Origin of the sequence: Agromyces sp. Root1464, from assembly GCF_001427265.1 — a bacterium.
Classification (GTDB): Bacteria; Actinomycetota; Actinomycetes; order Actinomycetales; family Microbacteriaceae; genus Agromyces; species Agromyces fucosus.
Genome location: NZ_LMFU01000002.1, coordinates 1,875,713 through 1,900,477 on the forward strand (window position 1 = coordinate 1,875,713; position 24,765 = coordinate 1,900,477).

General features: G+C 71.2%; 24 protein-coding genes. 7 read left to right on the top strand and 17 right to left on the bottom strand.

Annotated elements, in window-relative coordinates:
• Positions 1-46: 46 nt before the first annotated feature.
• The 8 genes from ASD23_RS14230 to ASD23_RS14265 all read right to left on the bottom strand — a co-directional run bounded on the left by ASD23_RS14230 (position 47) and on the right by ASD23_RS14265 (position 5,385).
• The gene (locus tag ASD23_RS14230; protein ID WP_056013295.1) at positions 47-340 is read right to left on the bottom strand and encodes a DUF503 domain-containing protein; all 294 of its coding nucleotides are present in this window, start codon (positions 338-340) and stop codon (positions 47-49) included.
• Between the two features lie 2 nt (positions 341-342).
• Complete coding sequence (locus ASD23_RS14235; protein ID WP_056011876.1) at positions 343-618, bottom strand: DUF6510 family protein; 276 nt, start codon at positions 616-618, stop codon at positions 343-345.
• Entirely contained in the window at positions 618-1,472 is an 855-nt protein-coding gene (locus tag ASD23_RS14240) for an FAD-binding oxidoreductase (protein ID WP_327019805.1), read from the bottom strand. The genes ASD23_RS14235 and ASD23_RS14240 overlap by 1 nt, the downstream gene beginning before the upstream one ends.
• Positions 1,469-2,059 (bottom strand): sulfite oxidase-like oxidoreductase, encoded by a 591-nt coding sequence (locus ASD23_RS14245; RefSeq protein WP_056011880.1) that lies wholly within the window; start codon positions 2,057-2,059, stop codon positions 1,469-1,471. Before ASD23_RS14245 ends, ASD23_RS14240 begins: the two co-directional genes overlap by 4 nt.
• Before the next feature lie 48 nt (positions 2,060-2,107).
• Positions 2,108-2,635 (bottom strand): SixA phosphatase family protein, encoded by a 528-nt coding sequence (locus ASD23_RS14250; RefSeq protein WP_082571570.1) that lies wholly within the window; start codon positions 2,633-2,635, stop codon positions 2,108-2,110.
• Positions 2,636-2,837: 202 nt separating this feature from the next.
• On the bottom strand, positions 2,838-3,329 hold the full coding sequence (locus tag ASD23_RS14255; protein WP_056011883.1) for a SixA phosphatase family protein: 492 nt from the start codon (positions 3,327-3,329) through the stop codon (positions 2,838-2,840).
• A 46-nt stretch (positions 3,330-3,375) separates the two neighbouring features.
• Positions 3,376-4,308 (bottom strand): arginase family protein, encoded by a 933-nt coding sequence (locus ASD23_RS14260; RefSeq protein ID WP_056013300.1) that lies wholly within the window; start codon positions 4,306-4,308, stop codon positions 3,376-3,378.
• 78 nt (positions 4,309-4,386) lie between these two features.
• A complete protein-coding gene (locus ASD23_RS14265) occupies positions 4,387-5,385 on the bottom strand; it encodes an NAD-dependent epimerase/dehydratase family protein (protein ID WP_056011886.1) in 999 nt (332 codons plus the stop codon).
• 197 nt (positions 5,386-5,582) lie between these two features.
• Between ASD23_RS14265 and ASD23_RS14270 the strand changes: the two genes are divergently transcribed.
• Positions 5,583-7,859, top strand: coding sequence for a heavy metal translocating P-type ATPase (locus ASD23_RS14270; RefSeq protein WP_082571466.1), 2,277 nt, complete (start codon positions 5,583-5,585; stop codon positions 7,857-7,859).
• A 191-nt stretch (positions 7,860-8,050) separates the two neighbouring features.
• Here the strand turns inward: ASD23_RS14270 and ASD23_RS14275 are convergent, their stop codons facing one another.
• Together ASD23_RS14275 and ASD23_RS14280 are read right to left on the bottom strand one after the other, a co-directional pair.
• Entirely contained in the window at positions 8,051-8,674 is a 624-nt protein-coding gene (locus tag ASD23_RS14275) for a DUF6226 family protein (protein ID WP_056011889.1), read from the bottom strand.
• Complete coding sequence (locus tag ASD23_RS14280; RefSeq protein ID WP_157377104.1) at positions 8,671-9,420, bottom strand: hypothetical protein; 750 nt, start codon at positions 9,418-9,420, stop codon at positions 8,671-8,673. The genes ASD23_RS14275 and ASD23_RS14280 overlap by 4 nt, the downstream gene beginning before the upstream one ends.
• Positions 9,421-9,807: 387 nt before the next feature.
• On the opposite strand from ASD23_RS14280, the gene ASD23_RS14285 reads away from it, so the two are divergent.
• Positions 9,808-9,993 (top strand): hypothetical protein, encoded by a 186-nt coding sequence (locus tag ASD23_RS14285; protein ID WP_056011895.1) that lies wholly within the window; start codon positions 9,808-9,810, stop codon positions 9,991-9,993.
• A gap of 13 nt (positions 9,994-10,006) precedes the next feature.
• Here the strand turns inward: ASD23_RS14285 and ASD23_RS14290 are convergent, their stop codons facing one another.
• The 5 genes from ASD23_RS14290 to ASD23_RS14310 form a co-directional block, all read right to left on the bottom strand.
• A complete protein-coding gene (locus ASD23_RS14290; RefSeq protein WP_056011898.1) occupies positions 10,007-10,273 on the bottom strand; it encodes a Txe/YoeB family addiction module toxin in 267 nt (88 codons plus the stop codon).
• Positions 10,270-10,518, bottom strand: a complete 249-nt coding sequence (locus tag ASD23_RS14295) for a type II toxin-antitoxin system Phd/YefM family antitoxin (protein WP_056011901.1) — start codon at positions 10,516-10,518, stop codon at positions 10,270-10,272. The genes ASD23_RS14290 and ASD23_RS14295 overlap by 4 nt, the downstream gene beginning before the upstream one ends.
• A 120-nt stretch (positions 10,519-10,638) precedes the next feature.
• Positions 10,639-12,522 carry a glycoside hydrolase family 15 protein gene (locus ASD23_RS14300; protein ID WP_235507745.1) on the bottom strand — a complete coding sequence of 628 codons (1,884 nt, stop codon included), beginning with the start codon at positions 12,520-12,522 and terminating at the stop codon, positions 10,639-10,641.
• Between the two features lie 167 nt (positions 12,523-12,689).
• Positions 12,690-13,337 (bottom strand): DUF305 domain-containing protein, encoded by a 648-nt coding sequence (locus ASD23_RS14305; RefSeq protein WP_082571467.1) that lies wholly within the window; start codon positions 13,335-13,337, stop codon positions 12,690-12,692.
• Positions 13,334-13,672: a heavy-metal-associated domain-containing protein gene (locus ASD23_RS14310; RefSeq protein WP_082571468.1), complete on the bottom strand. Its 339-nt coding sequence runs from the start codon at positions 13,670-13,672 to the stop codon at positions 13,334-13,336. Before ASD23_RS14310 ends, ASD23_RS14305 begins: the two co-directional genes overlap by 4 nt.
• Before the next feature lie 180 nt (positions 13,673-13,852).
• Between ASD23_RS14310 and ASD23_RS14315 the strand changes: the two genes are divergently transcribed.
• Positions 13,853-14,284: a YciI family protein gene (locus tag ASD23_RS14315; RefSeq protein ID WP_056011908.1), complete on the top strand. Its 432-nt coding sequence runs from the start codon at positions 13,853-13,855 to the stop codon at positions 14,282-14,284.
• A 9-nt stretch (positions 14,285-14,293) separates the two neighbouring features.
• Complete coding sequence (locus ASD23_RS14320; RefSeq protein WP_056011911.1) at positions 14,294-15,628, top strand: RNA polymerase sigma factor; 1,335 nt, start codon at positions 14,294-14,296, stop codon at positions 15,626-15,628.
• A gap of 6 nt (positions 15,629-15,634) precedes the next feature.
• Here ASD23_RS14320 and ASD23_RS14325 read toward each other — a convergent pair whose 3' ends face one another.
• Positions 15,635-19,375, bottom strand: coding sequence for an efflux RND transporter permease subunit (locus ASD23_RS14325; protein WP_082571469.1), 3,741 nt, complete (start codon positions 19,373-19,375; stop codon positions 15,635-15,637).
• Positions 19,376-19,547: 172 nt separating this feature from the next.
• On the opposite strand from ASD23_RS14325, the gene ASD23_RS14330 reads away from it, so the two are divergent.
• Together ASD23_RS14330 and ASD23_RS19340 are read left to right on the top strand one after the other, a co-directional pair.
• Positions 19,548-20,642 (top strand): hypothetical protein, encoded by a 1,095-nt coding sequence (locus tag ASD23_RS14330; protein WP_056011914.1) that lies wholly within the window; start codon positions 19,548-19,550, stop codon positions 20,640-20,642.
• A gap of 91 nt (positions 20,643-20,733) precedes the next feature.
• Positions 20,734-22,263, top strand: coding sequence for a hypothetical protein (locus ASD23_RS19340; RefSeq protein ID WP_056011917.1), 1,530 nt, complete (start codon positions 20,734-20,736; stop codon positions 22,261-22,263).
• Positions 22,264-22,476: 213 nt separating this feature from the next.
• Here the strand turns inward: ASD23_RS19340 and yczR are convergent, their stop codons facing one another.
• Positions 22,477-23,919, bottom strand: a complete 1,443-nt coding sequence (gene yczR, locus ASD23_RS14340) for a MocR-like transcription factor YczR (RefSeq protein ID WP_056011920.1) — start codon at positions 23,917-23,919, stop codon at positions 22,477-22,479.
• Between the two features lie 62 nt (positions 23,920-23,981).
• Between yczR and yczE the strand changes: the two genes are divergently transcribed.
• Complete coding sequence (gene yczE / locus ASD23_RS14345; protein ID WP_082571470.1) at positions 23,982-24,701, top strand: membrane protein YczE; 720 nt, start codon at positions 23,982-23,984, stop codon at positions 24,699-24,701.
• The last annotated feature ends 64 nt before the right edge of the window (positions 24,702-24,765 follow it).

Consider the following 24,765-nt stretch of genomic DNA (forward strand, 5'->3'; position numbering starts at 1 on the left):
CGGCATCGCCAGCGGCAGCGGCGGCAGCAACGGCAGCAACAGAGGCTCAGTCGTCGCTGCGATGCAGGCGACGCCGGGCCGAGAGCAGCGTGACCTCCGGCCGATCGGCGACGAGCCGTTCAGCACGGTCGAGCGTCTCGGCGACCCGGCCGGGCGCGGATGCGACCACGCCGAGTCCGATGACCGTGCGGCGATGCAGGTCCTGTTCGCCGACCTCCGCCACACTCGCCTCGGTCGTGCGCCGCAACTCGGCCATGATCGGCCGGATGACGGCGCGCTTGCCCTTCAGCGAGTGCACGTCGCCGAGCAGCACGTCGAACTCGATCCAGCCGATCCACATGGTCACCCCGACGACGTGGGTGCACCCCGCGGCACCTCGATCGCACTGATGCCGCTGAGGCCGATCCAGGCGCGCCCGGCGGTCTCGACGAGGGTGGCGAGCACGTGGTCGCAGCTGCTGCAGCGCACCACGGTGCCGGCGCCGCTGCGGTAGACCATCGCGCGCGCGAGTTCGCCGATCGCGCCGCACCCGTTGCATCGCGCCGTCGCCGTGGTCGCGTCGAAGCTGAAGAACTCCGCGAGCGGGCCCGCCAGGGCGTTGCCGTCGACATGCTCCATCAGGTGCCTCCGTATCGCTCGGTGCGGATCGATCGCGCATCGTGACCGAGGTCGACGAGCCAGTCGGCGACGCGCTCGACGAAGCCGGTCGAACCGCAGACGAAGACCCGCGGCCGCTCGGCCGCCGGGACCACGGCCGCCTCGAGCGCCTCTCGGGTGATGCGCGCCGGCGATGACGGCCATCCGTCGGGTGCGCGGCGCGTGTAGACGAGGTCGAGCTGCAACGGAGCGGATGCCTCGGCGAGCCGTCGCAACTCGTCGGAGAAGTAGACGTCGTCGGGGCCCCGCACCGAGTAGAGCAGGCGGAACGGCGTCTGATCCCCCGCGGCATCCCGGGCCGCGGCCATCGCGAAGAGCGGCACGACGCCCGACCCGCCGGCGATGAGCTGCACGGGCCGGGTACCTGCCGCGGGGCCGCCGGTGTCGTCGCCGTCCGAGTCGCCCGCTGCCGCGGCATCCGGTGCCCACACGAAGAATGCGCCGAGCGGTCCGTGCACCTCGAGCATGTCCCCGGCGCGCACCTCGTCGACGAGATACGGCGAGACCTCGCCGTCGGGCAGCTTGTCGACCGCGAGGGTGACGCGGGTGCCGGTGCCCGACGATGCAATCGAGTACGAGCGGGTCGCCGTGTAGCCGTCGGGTGCGGTGAGCCGCACATCGAGATGCTGTCCGGCGGCGTTGCCGGGCCATCCGTCGACGTCGAGTTCGAGGCGTGACGCGTTCGGGGTCTCGCGGCGCGTCGACGCGACGGTCGCGAGGTGCCAGCCCGAGCGGGGCACCGCACGCAGCGCGGCGCTTGGCGGCACCGCCGACGGGGCATTCGATTCCGGCCTCTGGGCGACGGCCTCGCTCACCAGTAGCGCTCCTCGGTCCACGGATCCCCGTGGAGGTGGTAGCCGTTCTGCTCCCAGAATCCGGGCTCGTCCTCGTCCATCATCAGGAGTCCGCGCACCCACTTCGCGCTCTTCCAGAAGTAGAGGTGCGGCACGAGCAACCGGGCCGGCCCGCCGTGCTCGGGCTCGAGCGGTTCGCCGTCGAACTCGAACGCGACCCATGCCTTGCCGCCGAGCAGCTCATCGAGGGGCACGTTGGTCGTGTAGCCGCCGTAGCTGTGCGCCATGACGAACTCCCGCTCCGTCTCGACCTGTTCGAAGAGGGTGTCGAGCGAGACGCCGCGCCAGTTCGTGCCGAGCTTCGACCAGTGCGTGACGCAATGGATGTCGGTGTCGACGTCCTCGATCGCGAGGGCCATGAACTCGTCCCAGTTCCACCGGTGCACGCCCGACTCGGTGCGGATCGTGAACTCCCACTCCGCCGTGTCGACCTCGGGCGTCGGCCCCGCCGACAGCACCGGGAAATCGGGCACGAGCGTCTGGCCGGGTGGAAGCCGATCGTCGCGATCACGGCTGCGCCCGCTGAATCCCCTGGTGATGAACGACATGGCGCTCCCTCCCGTTGGCATCGACACTAGCGACGCAGGAGGCGGCTGTCACCGGTTCCGGTCGTGCGACCGGTCGGGGGCGTCGAACGTCACGCCGACCGGCGCCGCCGCGGCCCTGCCCGCGCTCGGCGTCGTGCGCACATCGGCCCACGAGGCCGCATCGAAGGTGAAGACGGCGATCGCCGCCGTCGACATGGCCTCGGCGGTCTTCGAGAAGCGCGTCGCGAGCTCGGTCATCTCGGGATTGTGTCCGACGAGCATCGCGACCGCGAGCCGGTCGTCGAGCGAGCGGATGACGCGCATCATCGTGTCGACCGACGCGGCGTAGAGCCGTTCGTCGGCGATGATGCGCCGGGCGGGGGTGCCGAGTTGACCTGCCACCAGCGCGGCCGTCGACCTGGCGCGCTCGGCGGTGCTCGTGATGATCACGTCGGGCTCGATGCCCCGTTCGACGAGTCGCCGGCCCATACGGGGCGCGTCTTCGCGGCCGTGATCGTTCAGCGGCCGATCGTGATCGACGAGGCCTGGCGAGTCCCAGCTCGAGGTCGCATGTCGCATGAGCACGAGGGTCTTCACGATGCGTCCTTCCGTCGGGCCGTTCGCGCGCATGCCTGCCGGCGCAGTGCCTGCCCGCGGCGGGCTCCAGCACGCGGAGTGCCGCCAGTCGTACCGTACGCCCCTCTGGCGCATCCGCGGTGGCATCGACCCCGGCGAGGCCGATGGACGGCGAGGGGCTCTCGTGGCGAGCACCGCCCTCGCTGCACCGGACGGAGTGCCGTCACCGGTCGTGGGCAGGAGCCTCGAACCGCACCTCGACCGGCGTCGCGGCGCCGACCTCCGCCCAGTCGGCGACGTCGAAGCGGAACTCGGCGACGGCGCAGGTCGGCATCTCGGGAACCTCGTCCGAGAGCCGCGATGCGAGATCGCCGATCTCGGGGTTGTGGCCGACCAGCATGAGGCTGTCCACCTCGTCGTCGTGGGCCCGGATGACCTCGAGCAGGCCATCGGGAGTGGCACCGTAGAGACGGCCGTCCTCCACGATCCGGCCGGAGTCGACGTCGAGCGCCCGGGCGAGGATCTCCGCCGTCGAGCGGGCGCGCACCGCAGTGCTCGTCACGATCACGTCGGGAACGACGCCCCGCTCCCGCAGTCGCTCGCCCACCCTCGGCGCATCACGCCGGCCCCGATGGTTCAAGGGACGCTCGTGGTCGGGGAGAGCCTGGTCGCCCCAGCTCGATTTGGCATGCCGCACCAGCAGGAGAGTCTTCATGGTTCCGTTCCCGTGTTCAGGTGTGCGACTCGATCGAGGCACGCTGTCAGCGTAGGGCGATTCCCGCGGCGACCTCCAGCACGCAGAGCGCGGCGAGCCGAACGGTGCGGCCGTCGGGGGCGTCGGCCGTGGCGTCGACCTCGGCGAGGTCGATCGATTCCACCCGCGGATCGGCTCCCGCCGCCCGCGCGGCCTGCCGCAGCTCCCACGCCGAGATGCCGCCGGGCACCGAAGCGGGGCACCCCGGCGCCACTGCGCGGTCGCACACGTCGACGTCGAGGTCGACGTGGATCGGCCCGCCGCCGGCACCCGCGATCTCGAGCGCCTCGGCGAACACGTCGTCCATCGGGCGGCGGTGCAGCTCGTCGCGGTGCACGACCGTGATGCCGGCGTCGCGGGCGCGATCGGCGTACTCGCGGGAGTTCACGAAGTCCGCGATGCCGATCTGCACGACGCGGCGGCCGTCGAGGCCGGCTTCGAGCAGCCGGCGCACGGGCGAGCCGTTGCTCACGCCGTCGCGCAGGTCGTAGTGCGCGTCGAGCGTGATGAGCCCGGCCGTGGCGAGCCGATCGCCCCAGACGCCGAGCGCGACGGGCGAGGTCAGGGAGTTGTCGCCGCCGAGCGCGACCACCGCGCCGGCACGGGATGCCGCGGCCGCGACCGCGGCCCGTACCCGCGCCTCGCCCTCGGGGCCGTCGGGCGAGGCGACGTCGCCGGCATCGACGATCACGAGGTCGTCGAGCGAACGCGCACCGCTCCGGTGCCCGCGGTCGGCCATGAGCGTCGGACTGTAGCGGCGCAGGGCCGCTCGAATGGCCGCGGGCGTCGCGTGCGCGCCGGTCGGCGAGAGCGAGGTGCTGAACGCCGGCACGCCGACGAGGGCGAGATCGGCGCGCTCCCCCGGGTCGAGCGCGTCGAGCGACGGCCAGTCGCCGGCCCGAGGCCAGAGCGGATCGTTCGGAAGCGCAGCGGTTCCCATGGTCAGACGGTAGCAACGACGGATGTCGCGAGCCGAGGCATCCGTCACCACTCGTGTCTGCGATACCGGACGGTGTCGCTACTCGATCGACGGGCCGCGGAGCGCCGCGAGCAGCTCGCGCTCGCGTTCAGCGCTGAGCCCGGCGCCGCGCTCGCGCTCGAGTCCCTCGCTGCGCTCCCACTCGAGGATCTCCTGCAGCAGCTGGTCGAGCGGCCGCAGGCGCAGACCCGCCGCGAGCGCCGCGGCGTTCGACCGGTCGAGGAAGGCCCTCCATTCGGGGTCGATGATCCAGAGCGGAAGCGACTCAGGTCCCGACCATTCGGCGACCCCCTGTTCGGCGAGCCACGCGGGCGAGACGGCGACGACCTCGCCCTCGTGTCCGGCGAGGGCGCGCGAGCGCTCGAGCCAGTCGCCGAACGTCGTGGGCTCGCCGACCGCGTTGAACGCCCCGGTGAGCCGGCGCTCGACGGCATCGATCGTGAACGTCACGAGGTCGTCGACGTGGATCGCCTGCACGGCGTCGTCGAGGATGTCGGGGACGAGCATGGGCTCCTCACTCCGGGCAGCACGCGCAACCCAGTAGCCGCCGCGACCCGAGGCGTCGCCGGGGCCGACGATGAGACCCGGGCGGATCACGAGCAGCCGGTCGCCGAGCGCGTCACGATATGCCGACTCGATGGCGGACTTCGCCTCGCCATAGGTCTCGGCCGTCGACTCGTCGGCCGCGAGCGGCGCCATGAGCTCGGCCGACTCGTCGGCGCCGGGCTCGTTCTGCGCTGCATAGACGTTGCAGGAGGAGATAAAGGTCCAATGGGCCGCGTGCGGCGCCAGGTCGTCGGCCGCTCGGCGCGCGAAGCCCGGCTGCCGGGTCACGTCGATGACGGCGTCCCACTCGCGGTCCGTGACGGCGTCGCAGGCGTCGGGCTTCGAGCGATCGGCCGCCACGAATGTCGACCCCTCGGCCACCGCCCCCGCCTCGCCTCTCGCGAGCGAGGTGACGGCGTGCCCGCGCCGCAGCGCCTCCTTGGCGAGTTCGCGGCCGAGCCACTGCGTTCCACCGAGAATCAGGATGTCCATGCCGACATCACAACACGATGCGGATGCCGCGCGCGCCCCTGTTCTCGATCCGCGAACCCCGCGGCATCCGCTGCTACCGTCGGAGGCGTTCGTCATGACTCGGGAATAGTTCCGGCTGACGGATGTTCCACCTGGTGACAGATACCCCCTAGGGGTATAAGCTCGACTGAACCGAGCGGCACGACGGAGGAAGATCGATGAGCACGACGCACGGCGAACGGCCCGACCACGACGGTCACGCCGGTCACGACCACCACGACGCCCACATGGGTCACGAGGCGGCCTCCGGGGTCGACCTGCACGCGAGTCACGACCCGCACGCGGGTCACGACATGAGCACGCATGCCGGTCACGACCCGCACGCCGGTCACGACATGAGCACGCATGCCGGTCACGACCCGCACGCCGGTCACGACATGAGCACGCACGGCGGCCATGGCGGACACGGGGGTCACGGCGACCACGTCGGGCAGTTCCGCCGCCTCTTCTGGATCATGCTCGTGATCGCCGTGCCGACGATCGCGTTCAGCCCGATGTTCGCCTCGATCCTCGGCTACTCGCTGCCCGACAACCCCGTGATCCCGTGGATCTCGCCGGTGCTCGGCACCGTCATGTACTTCTGGGGCGGCAAGCCGTTCCTCACCGGCGCCTGGTCGGAGCTGAAGGCGCGCAAGCCCGGCATGATGCTGCTGATCGGCCTCGCCATCACGGTCGCGTACTTCGCATCGCTCGGCGCGAGCCTCGGCCTCCTCAGCCACCACCTCGACTTCTGGTGGGAGCTCGCGCTCCTCATCGTGATCATGCTGCTCGGCCACTGGATCGAGATGCGCTCGATCATGCAGGCGTCAAGCGCGCTCGACGCGCTCGCGGCCCTGCTGCCCGACGAGGCCGAGCGAGTGGTCTCGAACGGCTCGACCCATGAGGGGGCGAGCGGCGCGCCATCGACCGAGACCGTCTCCCCGTCCGAGCTCACGGTCGGCGACCTCGTCATCGTGCGCCCCGGCGGCCGCGTGCCCGCAGACGGCGAGGTCGTCGACGGCACCGCCGCGATGGACGAGTCGATGATCACCGGCGAGTCGTCGACGGTCGCCCGCGGCCCCGGCGCACACGTCGTGGCCGGCACCGTCGCGACCGACACCGCGATCCGCGTCCGGGTCGGCGCGGTCGGCGACGACACCGCGCTCGCCGGCATCCAGCGCCTCGTCGCGCAGGCGCAGGCCTCGACCTCCCGTGCACAGCGCCTCGCCGACCGCGCGGCCGGTTGGCTCTTCTGGTTCGCGCTCGGCGCCGCGGTGATCACCGCGATCGCCTGGACTCTGCTCGGCGACCCCGACGATGCCGTGATCCGCACGATCACCGTGCTCGTGATCGCCTGCCCCCACGCCCTCGGCCTCGCCATCCCGCTCGTCGTGTCGATCGCGACCGAACGAGCGGCGAAGGGCGGCGTGCTCGTCACCGACCGCCTCGCGCTCGAGACGATGCGCACGGTCGGCGCGGTGCTCTTCGACAAGACGGGCACGCTGACGAAGGGCGAGCCGGCGGTGACGGATGCCGCGGCCGCACCCGGTCACGACCTCGATGAGGTGCTCGTGCTCGCGGCATCCGCCGAGGGCGACTCCGAGCACCCCCTCGCGAAGGCGATCGTCGCGGAGGCCGCGCACCGTGGACTCGCGACGCGCGCTGCCCAGGACTTCGAGGCCTCCGCCGCGATCGGCGTCCGTGCAACGGTCGACGGTCGGGCGGTGCAGGTCGGCGGCCCCGGCATGCTCCAGCGCGACGGGCTCGAACCGCTCGCGGCATCCGTCGCCTGGGCCGAAGCCGGCTCGACGGTGCTGCACGTGCTCGTCGACGGCCAGGTGGCCGGCGCCATCGCGCTGGCCGACGAGATCCGCCCCGAGTCGAAGGAGGCGGTCGACGCACTCCACGCCCTCGGGGTGCAGGTCGTGATGATCACGGGTGACGCCGAGCCGGTGGCCCGCACGGTCGCCGCGCAGCTCGGCATCGATCGGGTCTACGCGGGCGTGCGCCCCGAGGACAAGTCCGCGAAGGTGCAGGAACTGCAGCACGAGGGGCTCTCGGTCGCGATGGTCGGCGACGGCGTCAACGACGCCCCGGCGCTCGCGCAGGCGAACGTCGGCATCGCCATCGGCGCGGGCACGGATGTCGCGATCGCCTCCGCCGGCGTGATCCTCGCGTCGAGCGACCCTCGCTCGGTGATCTCGGTCATCGAGCTGTCGCGGGCGAGTTACCGCAAGATGAGCCAGAACCTCTGGTGGGCGGCCGGGTACAACCTCGTCTCGGTACCACTCGCTGCGGGCATCCTTGCCCCGATCGGGTTCGTGCTGCCGATGTCGGTCGGCGCGATCCTGATGAGCCTCTCGACCGTCATCGTCGCGGCGAACGCGCAGTTGCTGCGCCGCCTCGACCTGCGGCCCGAGGCCTCGACCCGCGCGGTGCTCGACCGCGCGAGCTGAGGCATCCGTTCGCCGGCCAGGCTCCCACCCTGCCATCGCCAGAGCAGCAGGGCCCGCCCTGCCCGCACCCGAGCCGCGATTGCGAGGAGATCGGCGATTCAGAGGACGGTTTTCGCGCGGAGACTCCTCGCAATCGCCGATCTCCTCGCAATCGCCGGCGCGAAACTCGAGGAACACCCGGTCGGCGTGAATCAGCCGACGTGGCCAGTGACTCGTGGGCGGCGCGGCCACGCCGCCCAGGTGCGACGCGGGCCGAACGGGCCGGGGCCGCCGCCCTCGCTCGACCCGCGCGCGGTGCGGAACGACGCCCAGCCACCGGATGCCTCGGCGAAGCCGCCCGACACGACGGCGTCGACATGCTCGCGCACCGAGGCGACCGAGTCGGCGAGATGCTCGTCGCACGCGTCGCATCCGCAGAACGGCGACGGCAGCCGCGTGAACTCGCCGCATCCGATCACGAGGCCGGGGAACTGGGTGAGGCCGATCGTGATCGGCGCCGCGTCATCCGCTCGCGGGCGCAGCCGGACCGCGCTGACGACCTCGACGCCCTCGGTGAGCCACGCATCGAGCGACGGCTCGTCGTCGCGCTCGACGTCGAACTCGGCCTCGAGGTCATCGGCGAGGGCAAGGGCGAACGCGTGCAGCGGTCGGTAGCGCTCGGTGTTGCCGACTCGGCTGTAGGCCTCCTGCGGCGGGCCGCCGGAGTCGATGCCCCAGCGGCGGGGTTCGTCCGGGAGGTCGTCGACGCCCGATGCCGCGCCGCGCCGCGGCGGCTCGAACGCCAGACTCGATTCGGGGCCGACGCCGTGCGTCATCCGTCTTCCCGATCCACGAGTCCCGTCATGATCGCCGTGTCGGAGTCGATGCACGCCTCGGAGAACGCGGCGCTCCACTCGGCATACATCGCCATCGGGTGGTCGCCGACGGACGGGAACCAGCCCTGGTTCGGCCACTTCGCCACGAATTCGTCGCGCAACGGTGCCGGAGGCACGACGATGTCGTTCGCCTCGAAGCAGGGCACGTAGTACTCGGTGAGATAGTCGTAGATCCAGCCGAGCTGCTCGGCGTTCGGCGGACCCGACGTGCGCTTGTCGGGATGCGCCACCCGGCACGTGTACGCGGCGACCTCCTGCACGGTCGTGGTCGTCGTGGCGTTGACACTGACGACGGGTCCGTCAGGGGTGCCGGAACGCCCCTCCTCGATCGGAAGCCCGGCTGCCTCGAAACAAGCCCGTCTGACGTCGACGCGATTCGCTTCGGTCACGTACTCGAAGGCGACCTCGGGCCGCACCGCATCGGGGAACCGTGCGATGACTCCCTGCCAATCGCGCTCGGCCTCGGCGACACGCGCCGCCTCGACATCGGCATCGGTGAATGGGTCTCCCGCGGGCCACGGCGCGAACTCGGGCATCGGGATGGACACGACCTGCGCCGCGGCATCCGTCGCCTCTGGCGTCGCGGTCGCCTCGTCGGCGTCCGCACTCGCGCCCGAACATCCGGTCACCGCGGCCAGGATAATCAGGGCCGCACCGGCCGCCATCGAGCCCCGTCTTCTGCGCATGCGCACCTCCGCCGTGAACCTAACAGTGCGATGCGCGTTGGCACCAGCGCTCACCGCGGGCGCGAGCCCTCAGGTACGGTGCCGGAAGGTCCGGTATCTGGCTGGACACTTTCGTCTCGGAGAATGCGTGAAGCCCGCCATTGTCGCCGTCGCCTCGGCCGCTGTCGTCATCTCACTGACCGGCTGCACAGGCAGCATCACCGACAGGTGCGCCCAAGTCGCCCAGTCAACCTACAAGTACGCGAAACTGCTGGATCAAGCATCGGTCAACGCAGACCGCGTGCGTACGAGCTACCGAAACTGGAGTCAGCCGCTGACGAGCTCGGCAGCTCTGTAGACGCAACTGGTGGGGAAGAGCAGCAGGCTTTCTCGGAGCTTCAATCCGCCATGACCACGTACAACACGACGCTGCGGGAGACGCTCGATTCACTTGATGATGATCCATCATCCGGCGCCGTGGAGCGCCTGATTGCTGAGAACGACGACCGACGGGCGGGGCTGATCGAGGCCATCGCCGGCTACGAGGAAGTGTGTTCGACCATGCTCGACCAGAGCCGCTTGAAATTGCAGTAGAGGCGGTGGGAAGTCAGTAGTGATAGCGGGCTTGGAGGATCGTGACGTACCGTTCATCGGCTATGTAGACGAGACGGTTGGCCTCGTCGATTCGCCGTGACCACGCTCCGGCGAGGGCATGCTTGAGCGGCTCGGGTTTTCCGATGCCTTCGAAGGGGTCGTCTCGGAGGATGTCGGCGATGATCGTGTTGATGCGCTTGAGTGTCCGACGGTCCTGCGTCTGCCAGTAGAGATAGTCCTCCCAGCCCTCGGCAGTCCAAGCCAGCTTCCGGTCGCTCAAGATTCGAGGAGTTCGTGCTCGACGACCTCACCGGCTCGGGCCTGCTCCATGGCGCTGAGGAGCCGCCGCGCGTTCTCAGGGGAGCGCAGGAGGTAGCTCGTCTCGACGAGGGAGTCGTACTCGTCCTTCGACATGAGCACCGCGGATCCCCGCTTCGATGTGATCTCGACCTCGGTCTGATCGAGGTTCACGCGCTCGATCAGGCCGAAGAGATCGCGTCGCGCTTCGCTTGTCGTGATAGCCATCGTTCCTCCAAAGTCGTACCAGATATGGTACCACTCTGTACGGTGTCGCTGGGGTTTCGGTAGATTCGATCAATCATTCGCAGGGACCGGAGCGTATGCGGGCCCGGCCCACCGAAACCATCAGACGAACTCGAGCAGCTTCTCGATCATGATGATGCGCCGCGCCGCCTCGATGAGCGCGAGGTGCGAGAACGCCTGCGGGAAGTTGCCGAGGTGCTGCCCGGTCGCGGTGTCGAGCTCCTCGGCGAGGAGGCCGAGCGGCGAGACGACGCGCAGCAGCTTCTCCATGAGCGCACGGGCGCGGGCGCCCTCGCCGATGATGGTGAGCGCCGAGACGAGCCAGAACGAGCAGATGAGGAAGGTCCCCTCCCGCCCCGACAGCCCGTCATCGGTCTCCTCGGTCCGGTACCGCAGCGCGAACCCGTCTTCGGAGAGCTCGTCGGCGATCGCGAGCACGGTCGCCCGCAGCCGCTCGTCGTCGGGCTCGAGGAACCCGTAGATGGCCGCGAGCAGAGCGGATGCATCGAGCGCATCGGTGCCGTAGTGCTGGCGCAGCACGCCCCGCTCGCTCACGCCTTCGGCGAGGATGTCGGCCGCGATCTCGTCGGCCACCCCGCGCCACCGCGCCGCCGATTCGGCATCGCCAACCACGATGCCGAGTTTCGACGCACGGTCGAGGGCGACCCAGCACATGATCTTCGACGACACGTAGTGCTGGGGTGCTCCCCGGGCCTCCCAGATGCCCTGGTCGGGTTCGCGCCAGGCGGCCGTCGCGCAGTCCGCCTGCGAGCGGACGAGCGGCCAGAGCGAACGCGGCACCCGCTGGCTGTGCTGGGCGTGCATGAGGATCGCATCGAGCACGGCGCCGTACAGGTCGTTCTGGCGCTGTGCGAACGCGCCGTTGCCCGTGCGCACCGGCCGGGCACCCTGGTAGCCCGTGAGGTGGTCGAGCGTCGTCTCGGTGAGGTCGCGCCGCCCGTCGATGCCGTACATGATCTGCAACGAGCCGTCGTCGTTGGCCTCGAGCCCCGAGAGGAACTCGACGAACTCGTCGGCCTCCCAGTCGAGGTCGAGGTAGTGCAGTGCCTGCACGGTAAACGAGGAGTCGCGGATCCAGTTGTAGCGGTAGTCCCAGTTGCGCTCGCCGCCCGGCGTCTCGGGGAGCGAGGTCGTGAGCGCGGCGACGGTCGCCCCGGTCGGCATGTAGGTAAGCCCCTTGATGGTCAGCGCCGAGCGCTCGAGGGCCTCCCGCCACGGGTGGTCGGGGATCGTCGCGTCGCCGAGCCAGTCGCGCCAGTAGCGCGTCGTCGAGTCGAGCTCCGCTGCGGCCTCCTCGAACGTCGACGGTCCGGCGAGGTCGTCGGCCCATGAGAGCGAGCAGAACGCCTGTTCCCCGGCGTGCAGCGTGTGCCGCGCGCGGACGTGACTGCCCTGCACGCCGAGCGGGAGGTCGGAGCGGAGGCGCAGCGACATCCCGCCGCCGCTCGCGGTGGCTTCGTGCTCGTCGCTCGCCTCCCACTCGGCCGCAACACGGCCGTAATCGAAGACCGGCTCGCAGAGCAGCTCCATCTCGACGTGCCCGTCGAGGCAGGTGACGGTGCGCACGAGGCAGTGCGCCGCGTCGTCGTCGGCGGGAGCGCGCGTATGCGGCGTGGTCGTGTCGGGAGCCGATCGCCGCACGATCGTGAGCGCGTCGCGCACCTCGGCCCAGCCGGTCGGGGTCTTCCACGTCGTCACGAGCACGTTGGTGCCCGGCTCGTAGGCGCGTGCCGAGGGCGCGTCGACGTCGAACGGCCCGAACCGGAAGTAGCCGGCCTGCCGGTCGAGGATGGTTGCGAAGACGCTCGGGGCGTCGAATCGCGGCGGGCAGAGCCATCCGATCGCACCGTCGGGCGCGACCAGGGCGCCGGTGTGGCAGTCGGAGAGGAACGCGAAGGAGGCGATCGGCGGAAACGGAGAGCGAGCGACCGCGCCCAGCATCTGGGGCGCACGCCCCCCGGTCACGATGCCTCCAGGGCGGGCACGCCTGCGATCATCCGGTCGACCGCGGGTGTCGCGTCGCCGTCGGTATGACTGCGTTCCATGGGGCCTCCGAGCACGGTCGGTCACGGGTGGGGGGCGGCATCGACGCGCCGCCTCGCCGGCCCCCACCTCGACCGTAGCCCTTCGGGTCACCCTTCGAGCAGAGCCTGCATCCGCTCGATCTCCGCCGTCTGGGTCGCGACGATGGCCTCGGCCATCTCGATCGCACCTTCGTGCGAGCCGCTCGCGATCTCTTCCTCGGCCATCTCGACCGCGCCCTCGTGGTGCTCGATCATCTGCTCGAGGAACAGCCGCGACGCGGTGGCCGCGTCGGCGGACTCGAGCGCGGTGAGCTCGTCGTCGCTCAGCATGCCGCTCATCTCGTGGCCGCCGCCGGGCATCTCGCGCGGGGCATCCCATTCGTCGAGCCAGGCTTCGAGCTGGGCGATCTCGGGACCCTGCGCCGCCTGGATCTCCTCGGCGAGCGCGGCCACCTCGGGGTCGAGCCCGTCTTTCGCGAGCACGATGCCGCTCATCTCGAGCGCCTGCTCGTGGTGCGGGATCATCATCTGCGCGAACATCACGTCGGCCGCGGTGCCGGCGTTCGCGGGCGCCTCGGTCTCGGCTCCGGTCATCGAGTGGCCGTCGTGGCCATCGCCCGAGCTGTCGCCGCCGTTCGCGGCGCAGCCGGCGAGCGCGAGCAGCCCGGCGACGCCGAGCGCGACGGCGGGCAGGGTCCTGGCGACGCCACGGCGGCGCGCGGTGGCCCCGATCCGGGTGCCCGACCCCGCGCTCATCGCTCCGCCACCCGGTACCCGGCCTCCTCGACGGCCGCGGCGATCGCGGCATCGGAGATGGGAGCGCTGCTCCGCACGGTCACGCCGGAGACGCCGCCGTTGACGAGCGCGACCTCGACGCCGTCGACGCCGTCGATGGCCGAGAGCTCCTGAGTCACGTGGGCCACGCAGCTGCCGCACGTCATGCCGGCGACGCCGAAGGTCGCCTCGACGAGGGAGGCGTCGAGGGCGGTCTCGGCGGGAGCGGAGGCATCAGCCGTCGTGTCGATCGCGCAGCACGAGCACCCGCCTCTGTCGATGTCGATCTCGGTTCGGCCTTCTGGTGCGAGCGTCATGGTTCGGTCCTTTCGTCGGTCGCCTCCACTATACCCCCCTAGGGTATCCATGACGCAAGACGCGTGCCCATGACAGCATGAGGAAAGAAATTCTCGGGCGGATGTCGATCCAGCCTTCGCCCGTTCGACGCCAGAGTGAGGCGGGCACTTCGGCCCCCTCCCACGAAGGAGAGAACGACCATGAAGTACATGCTGATCATGCGCTCGAACGACCAGGCCGTCGAGGACTATGAGAACCTCGACTTCACCGAGGTCATCGCCGCCATGGGCGCCTACAACGAGTCGCTCATCAAGGCGGGCGTGCTGCTCGGCGGCGAGGGGCTGACCGACGCGAAGGAGGGCTTCGTCGTCGACTTCGACTCGACTCCCCCGGTCGTCACCGACGGCCCCTACGGCGAGACGAAGGAGCTCTTCAACGGCTTCTGGATCATCCAGGCCGCGAGCCCCGAAGAGGCGGCCGAGTGGGCCAAGCGCTGCCCCCTCGGACCGGGCTCGAAGCTCGAGGTGCGCCGCGTCACCGAGCTCGAGGACTTCCCGCAGGACAACGAGTGGATCCAGAAGGAGGCCGGCTGGCGCGCCGAGGCCGAGGGTCGCCTCGGCACCGCGAACTAGGTCGACATCATGACCGAGACGGATGCCCCGGGCACGGTCGAGCCGGCGGACGCCGCTGCAGGCGACGCCGCCGCCGACCGGGCCCGGCGGGCCGTCGCCGCGGTCTGGCGCATCGAGTCGGCCCGCATCGTCGCGACCCTCACGCGCTTCGTCGGCGACGTGGGGCAGGCGGAGGACCTCGCACAGGAGGCGCTCGTCGAGGCGCTCCGGCAGTGGCCGGTCGAGGGCGTTCCGAACAACCCGGGCGCGTGGCTGACCGCGGTCGCCAAGCGCCGGGCGATCGACGGCTGGCGTCGTCGCGAGCGGCTCGACGAACGGTACGCCGCCATGGCCCATGATCTCGAGCACGACGTTGCCGCGGCATCCGACACGTTCTGGGATCCGGACACGATCGACGACGACATCCTGCGACTGATCTTCGTGTCGTGCCACCCCGTGCTCTCTCGCGAAGCGCAGATCGCGCTGACGCTGCGCATCGTCGGCGGCCTCGGGTCGGAGGAGATCGCCCGCGCCTTCCTCGTGCCGACCGCGACCGTGCAGCAGCGCATCGTGCGGGCGAAGAAGACGCTCGCCGCGGCGAAGGTGCCGTTCGAGGTGCCCGAGCCGAACGAGTACGCCGCCCGGCTCGCCTCGGTGCTGCAGGTGGTCTACCTGATCTTCAACGAGGGCTACCTGCCCGCGGCGGGCGACGAATGGGTGCGACCGGATGTCTCGGCCGAGGCCCTCAGGCTCACCCGCATGGTGGCGGGGCTCATGCCCCGCGAGCCCGAGGCGCAGTCGCTCGTCGCCCTCATGGAGTTCACCGCGTCGCGCTTCGCGGCGCGCACCGCGCGGGACGGCACGCCCATCCCGCTCGACGAGCAGGACCGATCCCGCTGGGACCGCGCGCAGATCGGCCGCGGCCAGGCAGCACTCGCCCGAGCCGACGCCATCGGCCGCGGACGCGGCGCGTACGGCCTGCAGGCGGCGATCGCCGAGTGCCATGCGGTCGCGGCATCCGTCGACGACACCGACTGGGGCCGCATCGTGCTGCTCTACGAAGCGCTCGGGCGCCTCGCACCGTCGCCCGTCGTCGACCTGAACCGCGCCGTCGCGGTCGCGATGTCGACCGGACCCGCGAGCGCGCTGCGCATCGTCGACGAGCTCGTCGCGAACGGACGGCTCGCGGGCTACGCTCCCCTGCCCGCGGTGCGCGGCGAACTGCTGCGCCGGCTCGGACGCACGAGCGAGGCGCGCAGCGAGCTCGAGGCCGCCGCGCGGCTCACCGGCAACGAGCAGGAGCGGGCTTCACTGCTCGCGAAGATCGCCGCGCTCGCACCGCCGGCCGTGCCCCCTGCCGAATAGTCGGCATCAGGCCCATGGGGGCGGCGGGGTGCCGCCCTCGTCGCCGTCGTCGGACCCATCGCCGTCGTCATCGGATGCGTCGGCATCGGATGCGTCGTCATCGGACTCCGATGGCTCGGCCGGCGTCGACTCGGCGGGAGATTCGGGCTCGGGCTCGGCGGGCTCGGGCTCGGCGGGCACCGGCTCGGCAGGCACCGGCTCGGCAGGCACCGGCTCGGCAGGCGCCGGCTCGGCAGGCGCCGGCTCGGCAGGCGCCGGCTCGGCAGGTGTCGGCTCCGGCTCGCGTGCAGCGGGCGCCGCTGCGGGTGCCGTCGCAACGGCAGCACCCGCACCCGCGACGGCGAGCGCCGGCGCCGCGGCATCCGCTCGACCCGCGGCCTTCGCAGCTCGCTTCTCGCGACGCCGCTCGCGCCCGCCCTCGACGAGGTCGTAGAGCACGGGCAGCACGACGAGCGTGAGCGCGGTCGACGACACGAGCCCGCCGATCACGACGAGCGCGAGCGGCTGCGAGATGAAGCCGCCGTGCCCCGTGAGCCCGATCGCCATCGGCAGCAGCGCGAAGATCGTCGCGAGCGCCGTCATGAGGATCGGCCGGAGACGTCGGGATGAGCCGTGCACGAGGGCATCGCGCACGTTCATGCCGCGATCCCGATATTGATTCACGAGGTCGACGAGCACGATCGCGTTCGTCACCACGATGCCGACGAGCATCAGCACGCCCACGAGCGAGGCGACGCCGAGCGGCACGCCCGTGATGACCTGCAGCGCGATCGCGCCGGTCGCCGCGAACGGCACCGAGACGAGCAGCAGCAGCGGCTGCAACAGCGAACGGAACGTCGCGACCATCACGATGTAGACGATCAGGATCGCCGCGAGGAGCGCGAGGCCCAGCTGCGAGAACGACTCCTGCTGGTCGGCGCTGACCCCGCCGATCGATGCGGTCGTGCCGGCCGGCAGGTCGACGGAGTCGACCGCGGCGGCCACGGCACCACTCGCCGTGCCGAGGTCGTCGCCCGCGGGCGTCGCCGAGACGGTCGCGCTGCGGAGACCCTGCACGGTGGTGACGGATGCCGGCCCGTCGACGTTCTCGACGGTCGCGAGCGAATCGAGCCGCACGAGGCCGGCGGGCGTCGGCACCTCGAGGGCAGAGAGCTCCTCGACGGTCGCGGGCGGGTTGTCGGTCGCGAGGTAGATCGTGAGGGTCTTCTCGTCGATCACGACGGTTCCCGCGCGCTGCGGCTGCATCGCGCCGGAGACGAACCCGCCGAGGGCCACCTCGGAGTAGCCCGCTGCCGCGGCATCCGCTCGGTTCACCTCGACGGCGACGTACGGCTGGGACTCCGACAGGTTGGAGCTGACCTGCGCGAGCGAGTCGATGCCGTCGAGCTCGGTGACGACGGCGTCGGTGGCCGCCTGCAGGTCTTCGGCGTTCGAGGCGGTGATGTCGACCTCGATGTCGCTCGAGGCGCCGAAGCCGCTCGAGGCGGCGAGGGTGACCTCGCCGACGTCGTCGAGCCCGTCGAGGTCGTCGCGCACGCTCGCCTGCAGGGCGTCCTGGTCGGCGTCCTCATCGGTCGTGACCGAGTAGGTGATCGTCGCGCCGCCGCCACCGAAGGCCGCGGTGAGGCCGCTCCCGGAGCCGATCGAGGTCTGCACGGTCTCGACGCCCTCGGTGTCGCGGATCGCCTGCTCGACGGGCTGCGAGGCCTCGTCCATGGCGTCGAGGCTCGTGCCGATCGGCAGTTCCTGCGTCACACGGAAGGTGTTCTGCCCTGACGAGCCGAGGAAGTTCGTCTTCATGAGCGGGATCAGCGCGACGGTGCCGCCGAGCACGAGGCCGGCGACGATGAGCGTCACGACGCCGTGCTTCAGGGTCCACCCGATGATCGGCAGGTAGCCGCGCTGGAGGCGCGAGGGGTGTTCGAGCTCGTCGGCGGGGGCGACGGGCTTCGGCTTCACGGCCGTCGCAGTGCGGGCGGCGGCACCCTGGGAACCGGCGGCACCCGCGGCACCCGAAGGCGTGGGCAGCCCAGTCGCGCCGGTCTCGTCGCGGAGCTCGGGCGCGAGCCAGACGTCGTCGACGAACGCGGCGGCCGCGATCTCGGCTTCGTCTTCGTGCTTGGCGAGCTTCGCGGGCTTCAGGAACCAGTACGCGAGCACCGGCACGATCGTCAGGGAGACGAGGAGCGAGCCGACGAGGGCGATCGTCACGGTCAGCGCGAACGGCCGGAACAGCTCGCCCGTCACGCCCTCGACGAGTGCGAGCGGCAGGAACACCGCGACCGTCGTGATCGTCGAGGCGGTGATCGCCCCGGCGACCTCGCGCACCGCGTGCACGATCGTCGTCGCCTTGTCGACGCCCACGATGAGGTGCCGCTTGATGTTCTCGATGACGACGATGGAGTCGTCGACGACGCGTCCGATCGCGATCGTGAGTGCACCGAGCGTCAGGATGTTCAGGGTGTAGTCGGCGGCCTGCAGCCCGATGAACGTGATGAGCACCGACGTCGGGATCGAGATCGCGGTGACGAGGGTCGCGCGCACCGACAGCAGGAAGATCAGGATGACGATCACCGCGAACAGGAGCCCGAGCATGCCCTCGGTCGCGAGCGACTCGATCGACTGCTCGATGTAGGGCGCCTGGTCGAAGACGACGGTGAAGGTCGCGCCGGGGTTGGTCGTGTCGAGCGAGGACTCGAGGTCGGGCAACAGCGCCGTCACCGCGTTCGAGACCTCGACGGTGTTCGCCGCCGGCAGCTTCGTGACCGAGATGGTCAGCGCCGGTTCGCCGTTCACGCGCGAGATGCTCGAGACGGGGTTGTCGGTCAGTTCGACGGATGCCACGTCGGCGATCGTGATCGCGGCCGGCACGCTCGTCGCGGCTCCGAGACCTGCGGGCAGCTCGGCACCGGCGGGCAGCTCGGCACCGTCGGGGAGCGTCGTGCCGTCGGTCTCGCCGGTGCCGTCGGTCGGCGTCTCCTCCGCGGCATCCGGAACCTGCTCGGTGGCACCGAGCACCGGGAGCGCCGCGATCTCGTCGACGCTCTGGACGCGCGTGCCCGTCTGCACCGCGAACGTCGAGTCGCCCTCGGTGATCGTGCCCGCGGGCACCAGGAGTCCGTTCTGCTGCAACGCGTCGCGGATGGCCTGCTGGGTGATGCCGTAGGCCGCGAGCTGCGCGGGGTCGGGCGTGATGGTGACGCGCTGGCCGACCTCGCCGACGAGGCTCGCCTCGCGCACGCCGTCGACGTCGGTGATCTCGGGCAGCGTCGTGCGCTCGATCTCGTCGGAGAGTGCGCTGATGTCGTCTGCGCCGGTCACGGCGATCTGCAGCACCGGGAAATCGTCGAGGCTGAGCGCGATCACCTGCGGGTCGACGTCGTCGGGCAACTGGCCCGCGATGCGGTTCACCGCCGAGAGCATCTTCTGCTCGGCGAAGGCGAGATCGGTGCCGTAGGTGAAGCTCGCCGTGACGCGCGAGAGCCCGGTCGAGCTCGTCGTCGACGTCGATTCGAGGCCCGTGATGCCCTGGATCGCGGTCTCGATCGGGGTGGACACGTCGGTGTTGACGATGTCGGGCGACGCACCGGGGTAGCTCGTCACGATCGACAGCTGCGGGAACTCGATCGACGGCGCCAGCTCCTGCTTGAGGCTCGTCAGCGAGATGCCGCCGAAGATCGCGACGACGACGGTGATGAGCGCGATGAGGGCACGGTTCTTCATGCTGAGCGCGGCGAGCAGGTGCATTGCTCGATTCTCGCAGGCGCTGCCGCAGCGGATATCACATCGCGGTGAAATTCACGCGACGTCGGGGTTCCGCATGTCGGCGGATCGGTCCCATCTGACCCCCGTCCGGGGGGTATCGATACGAGAATGGCCCCGGTTAGGGTTGCCAACAGGGGAACGAAAAGGAGTGGCGATGAGCTCCGCGGATGCTGCACGGCAGGTGCCGTGGCTCCGCTACGCCCTCCTCGCGGCATCGCTGACCGCGGTGTGGCTCGTCATCTCGCTCGCCTCGAGCGCACCGAGCGCCTCGGCCGACGAACGCGACTCGGGCAGCGGACTGCTCGGCACCGTCGGCTCGTTGCTCGGCGGCGTGACCGAGGTCACGGGCGCCGTCGGCGGTCTCGTGGGCGGCGTCGTCGAGACGGTCGTCACCCCGGTCAACCAAGTCGTCGAACCCGTCGTCGAGGTGCTGCCCGAACCCGTCGCCGAGCCGGTCGCCGTGGTCGTGCCCGATGCGGTCGACACGGTCACCGAGACCGCCAACACCGTGATCGGCGGCGGCAACGCCGCGGTCGGAACCATCGTCAACGGCGTCACTGGCACCGTGTCGGGCATCGCCGGAGGCGGCACCGTCAGCGGCATCACGACCCCCGTCGCCGGACTCGTCGACGGCATCGTCGACGAACTGCCGATCGTCGGAACGCTGCTCCCGAGCGGCACGGTCGGCGCGGTGCTCGGCCCCGTGGCGGGCCTCGTCGACGACACGCTCGGCACCGTCGTCGGCACGTTGCCCGCACTGCCCACCGACGGCAGCGGCGTGCTCCCCCAGCTCCCGTCGATCCCGCTGATTCCCGGCGGCACCGACGGCACCGGCCCGGAAGCACCCGGCGGGCCCGGAGACCAGACACCCGGCGAAACACCGCCGCCCGGCCACGCCGGGGCACCGCCCGGTGCCGCCGATGGGCGGAATGCCGATGCCTCGAGCGGCTTCGACCGCACGGGCGCCACGAATCTCCAGGCGACCGTCGACTCCGCGATCGGCACGATCTCGCCGTCCGACGGCGGATCGCCGGCCGGCGACGGCTCACCGGCACTCGGCGCGCCCGCACTCGGCGTGGCCGGCTCCGGCACCGGCGCTGCGGGCAGCGGCGGCGGCGCGGCATCCGGCACTTCCGACGCGGCCTACGCCGCCCTCGAACTCGACGCGCTCGCGTCGCTCGCACTCCACTCGGTCGACGACGAGCTGCCGTCGTCGCCGGTCTACGACACCGACTCCACCCCTGACTGACGGGGGCCGTTCCGCCTGCTCGTGAGGCGGAAGACGGTCATCGCTCCGTACCCGGAGCGTATTCACCCCATCAGTTCAGGAGGACTGGATCATGAAGAAACTGCTCTTGAGGGCGCTGTACGCGACCCTCTTCGCCGGGGGCCTCTCGCTCCTCGGCGCCGGAGTCGCACACGCGTCGGAGACGACGGGCGACGACGGCATCCTGTCGGGAACCCAAGCGGGCATCTCGATCGACCTGCCGATCACGCTCGGCGGCAACGCGATCTCCCTCATCGGGGACTCGTCGTCGCAGGACGCCAGCACGGAGGCCTCGAGCGGCGACGCCGCCGAGCCGGCGGCCGTCACTTCAGGTGACGACGGCATCGGCTCGGGCAGCCAGGCGATCATCGACGTCTCGGTGCCGGTGACGCTCGGCGGCAACGCCATCTCGCTCATCGGCGACTCGTCGACCGAGGGCGCGGCCACCGAGGTGGCACCGGCACCCGCTGCGGCGGCCCCGGCAGCGACCGGGACCAGCGGAGACGACTCGCTGCTCGGCGGCACGCAGGGACTCGTCGACGTGTCGATTCCCATCACCCTCGGCGGCAACGCGATCTCGCTCATCGGCGACTCGTCGACCGAGGGCGCCGGCACTGCCGTCGCCTCCGGCGGCTCGGGCGGCTCGAACGACGCAGGCAGCGCGTCGACCTCGGGTGACGATTCGATCCTCGGCGGTACGCAGTTGCTCGGCGGGATCGACATTCCGATCACGCTCGGCGGCAACGCCATCTCGGTCATCGGCGACAGCACCAGCAGCGGTGCCGCAACCGGTGTCGCGGCGGGCACCGCCTCGGGCGAGGGTTCCTCGGCCGAAACCGGCGGCGAGGACTCGATCCTCGGCGGCACGCAGGCCATCGTGGGCGGCTCCGTGCCGGTGACGGTCGGCGGCAACGCCATCTCGGTCATCGGCGACAGCGAGAGCACCGACGCGACGACCGCCGTCACGTCCGGCGCCGGCAACGGCGGCGGCTCGGCCGAGACCAGCGGCGAGGACTCGATCCTCGGCGGCACGCAGGTGCTGCCGTCGATCGGCCTGCCGGTGACGGTCGGAGGCAACGCGATCTCGGGAGTGGGCGACAGCACGTCGACCGGTGCCGAGACGGTCGTGACGCCAGGAACCGGGGGCGGTTCGGCGACGACGGATGGGAACGGCGGGCTGCTCGGGGGAACACAGCTGCTGCCGAACCTGTCCCTGCCCGTGACGATCGGCGGCAACGCCATCTCGGTGATCGGCGACAGCGAGACCGACGGGGCGACCACCATCGTCGACCCGACGGATCCGACCGACCCCGTCGACCCCGTCGACCCCGTCGACCCGGTGGACCCGGTGGACCCGGTGGACCCGGTGGACCCGGTGGACCCGGTGGATCCGGTGGACCCGACCGATCCGACGACGCCCACCTCTCCGGGTGACGGCGGCTCGACGGTCGCGTCCGGCAGCGGATCCGGCGGATCTGGCGACACGGATGCGGCGACGCTCGCGTCGACCGGCGTGGACGCCTCGGGCCTCGGGCTCGCGGCACTCGCGATGCTCGCGGGCCTCGTGCTCGTCGGGTTCCGGCGGTTCGCGCTGAAGCGCTAGCAACGGGATGGGCCCGGCGCCGCCCTTCCGGCGCCGGGCTCGCACCCCTGGCAGATCACTGCCCCACAGACTCCGTGCCGCCGACCCGTGCGGCACGGCAGGCCGCGGTGTGCCCGAACCGCAGCCGGTCGGGGCGGGCGGACGAGCGCAGTCGTCCGCCCGCCCCGCACTCCACTTCGCGACGCCGCGCGCCGACGCGCGAGACTCGGCGGCTCAGATCACCGAGGCGAGGAGGCTCTGGTCGGGCACCGGCGCCGCCCCGGAGAGCGAGCGCCAGGCGCGGGCGAGCGCCTGCACCGCGGCATCCGTCGTCTCGGCCGGATAGCAGATGGGCAACCGCAGGAACCGTTCGAAGGCACCGTCGATGCCGAACCGGGGCCCCGCGGCGATGATGAGCCCCTGCGAGCGCGCGGCGAGCGCGAGCTGCGAGCTCACGGCCGCGCCGAGGCCGACCCAGGTGACGATGCCGCCGTCGACGTGCGGCACCTGCCATTCCGGGAAGGCCTGTGCGAGCAGCCCCTCGAGCCGGTCGCGCCCCGCGCGGAGCTGTTCGCGGCGGAGGTCGAGGATGTCGTCCATGTGCGGCAAGGCGCGAGTGACGAGCAGTTGCTCGATGATCGGCGTGCCGAGGTCGCCGGGCGACCGCACCGCGAGCAGCCGACGGATGAGCGGCCGGTCGGCGCGGATCCAGCCGACGCGCACGCCGCCCCAGACGGTCTTGCCGACCGAGCCCACCATGATCGCCGGGCCGTAGGCGGCCATCGGCAGCAGGGACTCGGGGCGATCGATGTCGAGTTCGCCGGTCGTCTCGTCGGCCACGATGACGGTGCCCTGGCGAGCGGCCGCATCGAGCACGCGCTCGCGGGTCGCGGCGGTCATCGAACGGCCGGTCGGGTTCTGGAAGTCGGGCATGAGGTAGGCGGCGACGGGGTTCGAGTGCCCGATCGCGCGCACGAGCGCCTCGGCCTCGGCACGGCCATCGGGGTCGACGTCGTCCCGCGGCGCGACGCCGACGGGCACGAGCCGGGCTCCCGCCGCCCGGAGCGCCTCGTAGGCGTGCGGGTAGGTCGGCGCCTCGATGATGGCCCGGTCGCCACGACCGATGAGCGCCCGCGAGAGCAGGGCGATCGCGTGTTGCGCTCCGATCGTGACCATGATCTGCTCGGGCGTCGTCGGGAGCCCGCGTGCGGTGTAGCGATCGGCGATCGCCGCACGCAGCGCCGGGGTGCCGATCGGGTCGAAGCCGGCGTCGCCGAGGTGTTCGGGCAGGTCTTCGACCGCCTGTCGCGCGAGGTCGGGCAGCCACGGCAGAGCCGTCGGGGCCGCCTTCGAGAAGTCGATGTAGTCGGCGGCCGGAGCCGGGGGCAGCATGGTCGGCGCACCGGGCAGCCGGGCCACACTGCCCGAACCCCGCACGCTCAGCACGAGTCCCTGTTCGCGCAGGTGCCGGTAGGCGGCGGTCACGGTCGTGCGACTCAGGCCGAGTCGCTCGGCCAGATCGCGTTCGGCCGGCAGCCGGGTGTCGACCGGGATGCGACCGTCGAGCACGAGCAGCCGGATGCGCTCCGCGAGCGCGTGGTACGCGCTGCCGGCGCCGCTGCGCCAGTCGCCGAGCAGGTTGTCGAGCGCACGCGCGCTCAGGGTGGACTCCGCCATTCGAGCCACTTTAGACGAATTGGCTCTTTGCGAACAGGCCAATCGTGTAATTGGATTGCAGAATGCCCCGCCCCATCCGTTTCACCACTGCCGATTCGACGCCCGTGCTCGTGCGCCGCTTCGTGCAGCTCTTCGTCGGCCTGTTCCTCTACGGCATCGGCATCGCGCTCATCGTGCGCGGGGAGCTCGGCGTCGCCCCATGGGACGTGCTGACCCAGGGCATCGCGAAGCAGACGGGCCTCGGCTTCGGGCTCATCACCGTGATCCTGAGCGGCGTCGTGCTGCTGCTCTGGATCCCGATCCGGCAGCGACTCGGATTCGGCACGGTCATGAATGCACTGCTCGTCGGCCCTTCGGCCGACATCGGCCTGTGGCTCATCCCGTCGGGCCTCGATCTCTGGGTTCGGGTACTCCTGCTGCCCGCCGGCATCGTCGTGCTCGCCATCGCCACCGGCCTCTACATCGGCGCGCACTTCGGACCCGGCCCGCGCGACGGCCTCATGACGGGTCTCCACCGCGTCACCGGCTGGAAGATCTGGATCGTGCGCACCGGCATCGAGCTCGTCGTGCTCGCCATCGGCTGGGCGCTCGGGGGCAACGTCGGCATCGGCACGGTCGCCTTCGCCCTCCTCATCGGGCCGCTCTGCGGGTACACGATCCCCATGTTCGCGATCAAGCGCCCGGCGAGCGCGACGCCGACCGAGCCGAGCGTCGAGCGAGCGGATGCCGCGGCGCCCGCGCCATCCGTCACCCCCGTGCCGTCCACCGAACCCGCGGCCTGACCGCCCCCAGACGGCAGTCGCCCCCGAGGTCGGGACACCTCGGGGGCGACTGCACTTCCAGGTC

Excerpts from the sequence above, each read along its gene's own strand:
- ASD23_RS14245 (WP_056011880.1), bottom strand. The coding sequence starts at position 2,059 with ATGTCGTTCATCACCAGGGGATTCAGCGGGCGCAGCCGTGATCGCGAC.
- ASD23_RS19340 (WP_056011917.1), top strand. The coding sequence starts at position 20,734 with ATGAAGAAACTGCTCTTGAGGGCGCTGTACGCGACCCTCTTCGCCGGG.
- ASD23_RS14230 (WP_056013295.1), bottom strand. The coding sequence starts at position 340 with ATGTGGATCGGCTGGATCGAGTTCGACGTGCTGCTCGGCGACGTGCAC.
- ASD23_RS14265 (WP_056011886.1), bottom strand. The coding sequence starts at position 5,385 with ATGGACATCCTGATTCTCGGTGGAACGCAGTGGCTCGGCCGCGAACTC.
- ASD23_RS14305 (WP_082571467.1), bottom strand. The coding sequence starts at position 13,337 with ATGAGCGCGGGGTCGGGCACCCGGATCGGGGCCACCGCGCGCCGCCGT.
- yczE (WP_082571470.1), top strand. The coding sequence starts at position 23,982 with ATGCCCCGCCCCATCCGTTTCACCACTGCCGATTCGACGCCCGTGCTC.
- ASD23_RS14270 (WP_082571466.1), top strand. The coding sequence starts at position 5,583 with ATGAGCACGACGCACGGCGAACGGCCCGACCACGACGGTCACGCCGGT.
- ASD23_RS14315 (WP_056011908.1), top strand. The coding sequence starts at position 13,853 with ATGAAGTACATGCTGATCATGCGCTCGAACGACCAGGCCGTCGAGGAC.
- ASD23_RS14295 (WP_056011901.1), bottom strand. The coding sequence starts at position 10,518 with ATGGCTATCACGACAAGCGAAGCGCGACGCGATCTCTTCGGCCTGATC.
- ASD23_RS14310 (WP_082571468.1), bottom strand. The coding sequence starts at position 13,672 with ATGACGCTCGCACCAGAAGGCCGAACCGAGATCGACATCGACAGAGGC.
- ASD23_RS14285 (WP_056011895.1), top strand. The coding sequence starts at position 9,808 with ATGACCACGTACAACACGACGCTGCGGGAGACGCTCGATTCACTTGAT.
- ASD23_RS14325 (WP_082571469.1), bottom strand. The coding sequence starts at position 19,375 with ATGCACCTGCTCGCCGCGCTCAGCATGAAGAACCGTGCCCTCATCGCG.
- ASD23_RS14320 (WP_056011911.1), top strand. The coding sequence starts at position 14,294 with ATGACCGAGACGGATGCCCCGGGCACGGTCGAGCCGGCGGACGCCGCT.
- ASD23_RS14260 (WP_056013300.1), bottom strand. The coding sequence starts at position 4,308 with ATGGGAACCGCTGCGCTTCCGAACGATCCGCTCTGGCCTCGGGCCGGC.
- ASD23_RS14255 (WP_056011883.1), bottom strand. The coding sequence starts at position 3,329 with ATGAAGACTCTCCTGCTGGTGCGGCATGCCAAATCGAGCTGGGGCGAC.
- ASD23_RS14280 (WP_157377104.1), bottom strand. The coding sequence starts at position 9,420 with ATGCGCAGAAGACGGGGCTCGATGGCGGCCGGTGCGGCCCTGATTATC.
- yczR (WP_056011920.1), bottom strand. The coding sequence starts at position 23,919 with ATGGCGGAGTCCACCCTGAGCGCGCGTGCGCTCGACAACCTGCTCGGC.
- ASD23_RS14275 (WP_056011889.1), bottom strand. The coding sequence starts at position 8,674 with ATGACGCACGGCGTCGGCCCCGAATCGAGTCTGGCGTTCGAGCCGCCG.
- ASD23_RS14330 (WP_056011914.1), top strand. The coding sequence starts at position 19,548 with ATGAGCTCCGCGGATGCTGCACGGCAGGTGCCGTGGCTCCGCTACGCC.
- ASD23_RS14235 (WP_056011876.1), bottom strand. The coding sequence starts at position 618 with ATGGAGCATGTCGACGGCAACGCCCTGGCGGGCCCGCTCGCGGAGTTC.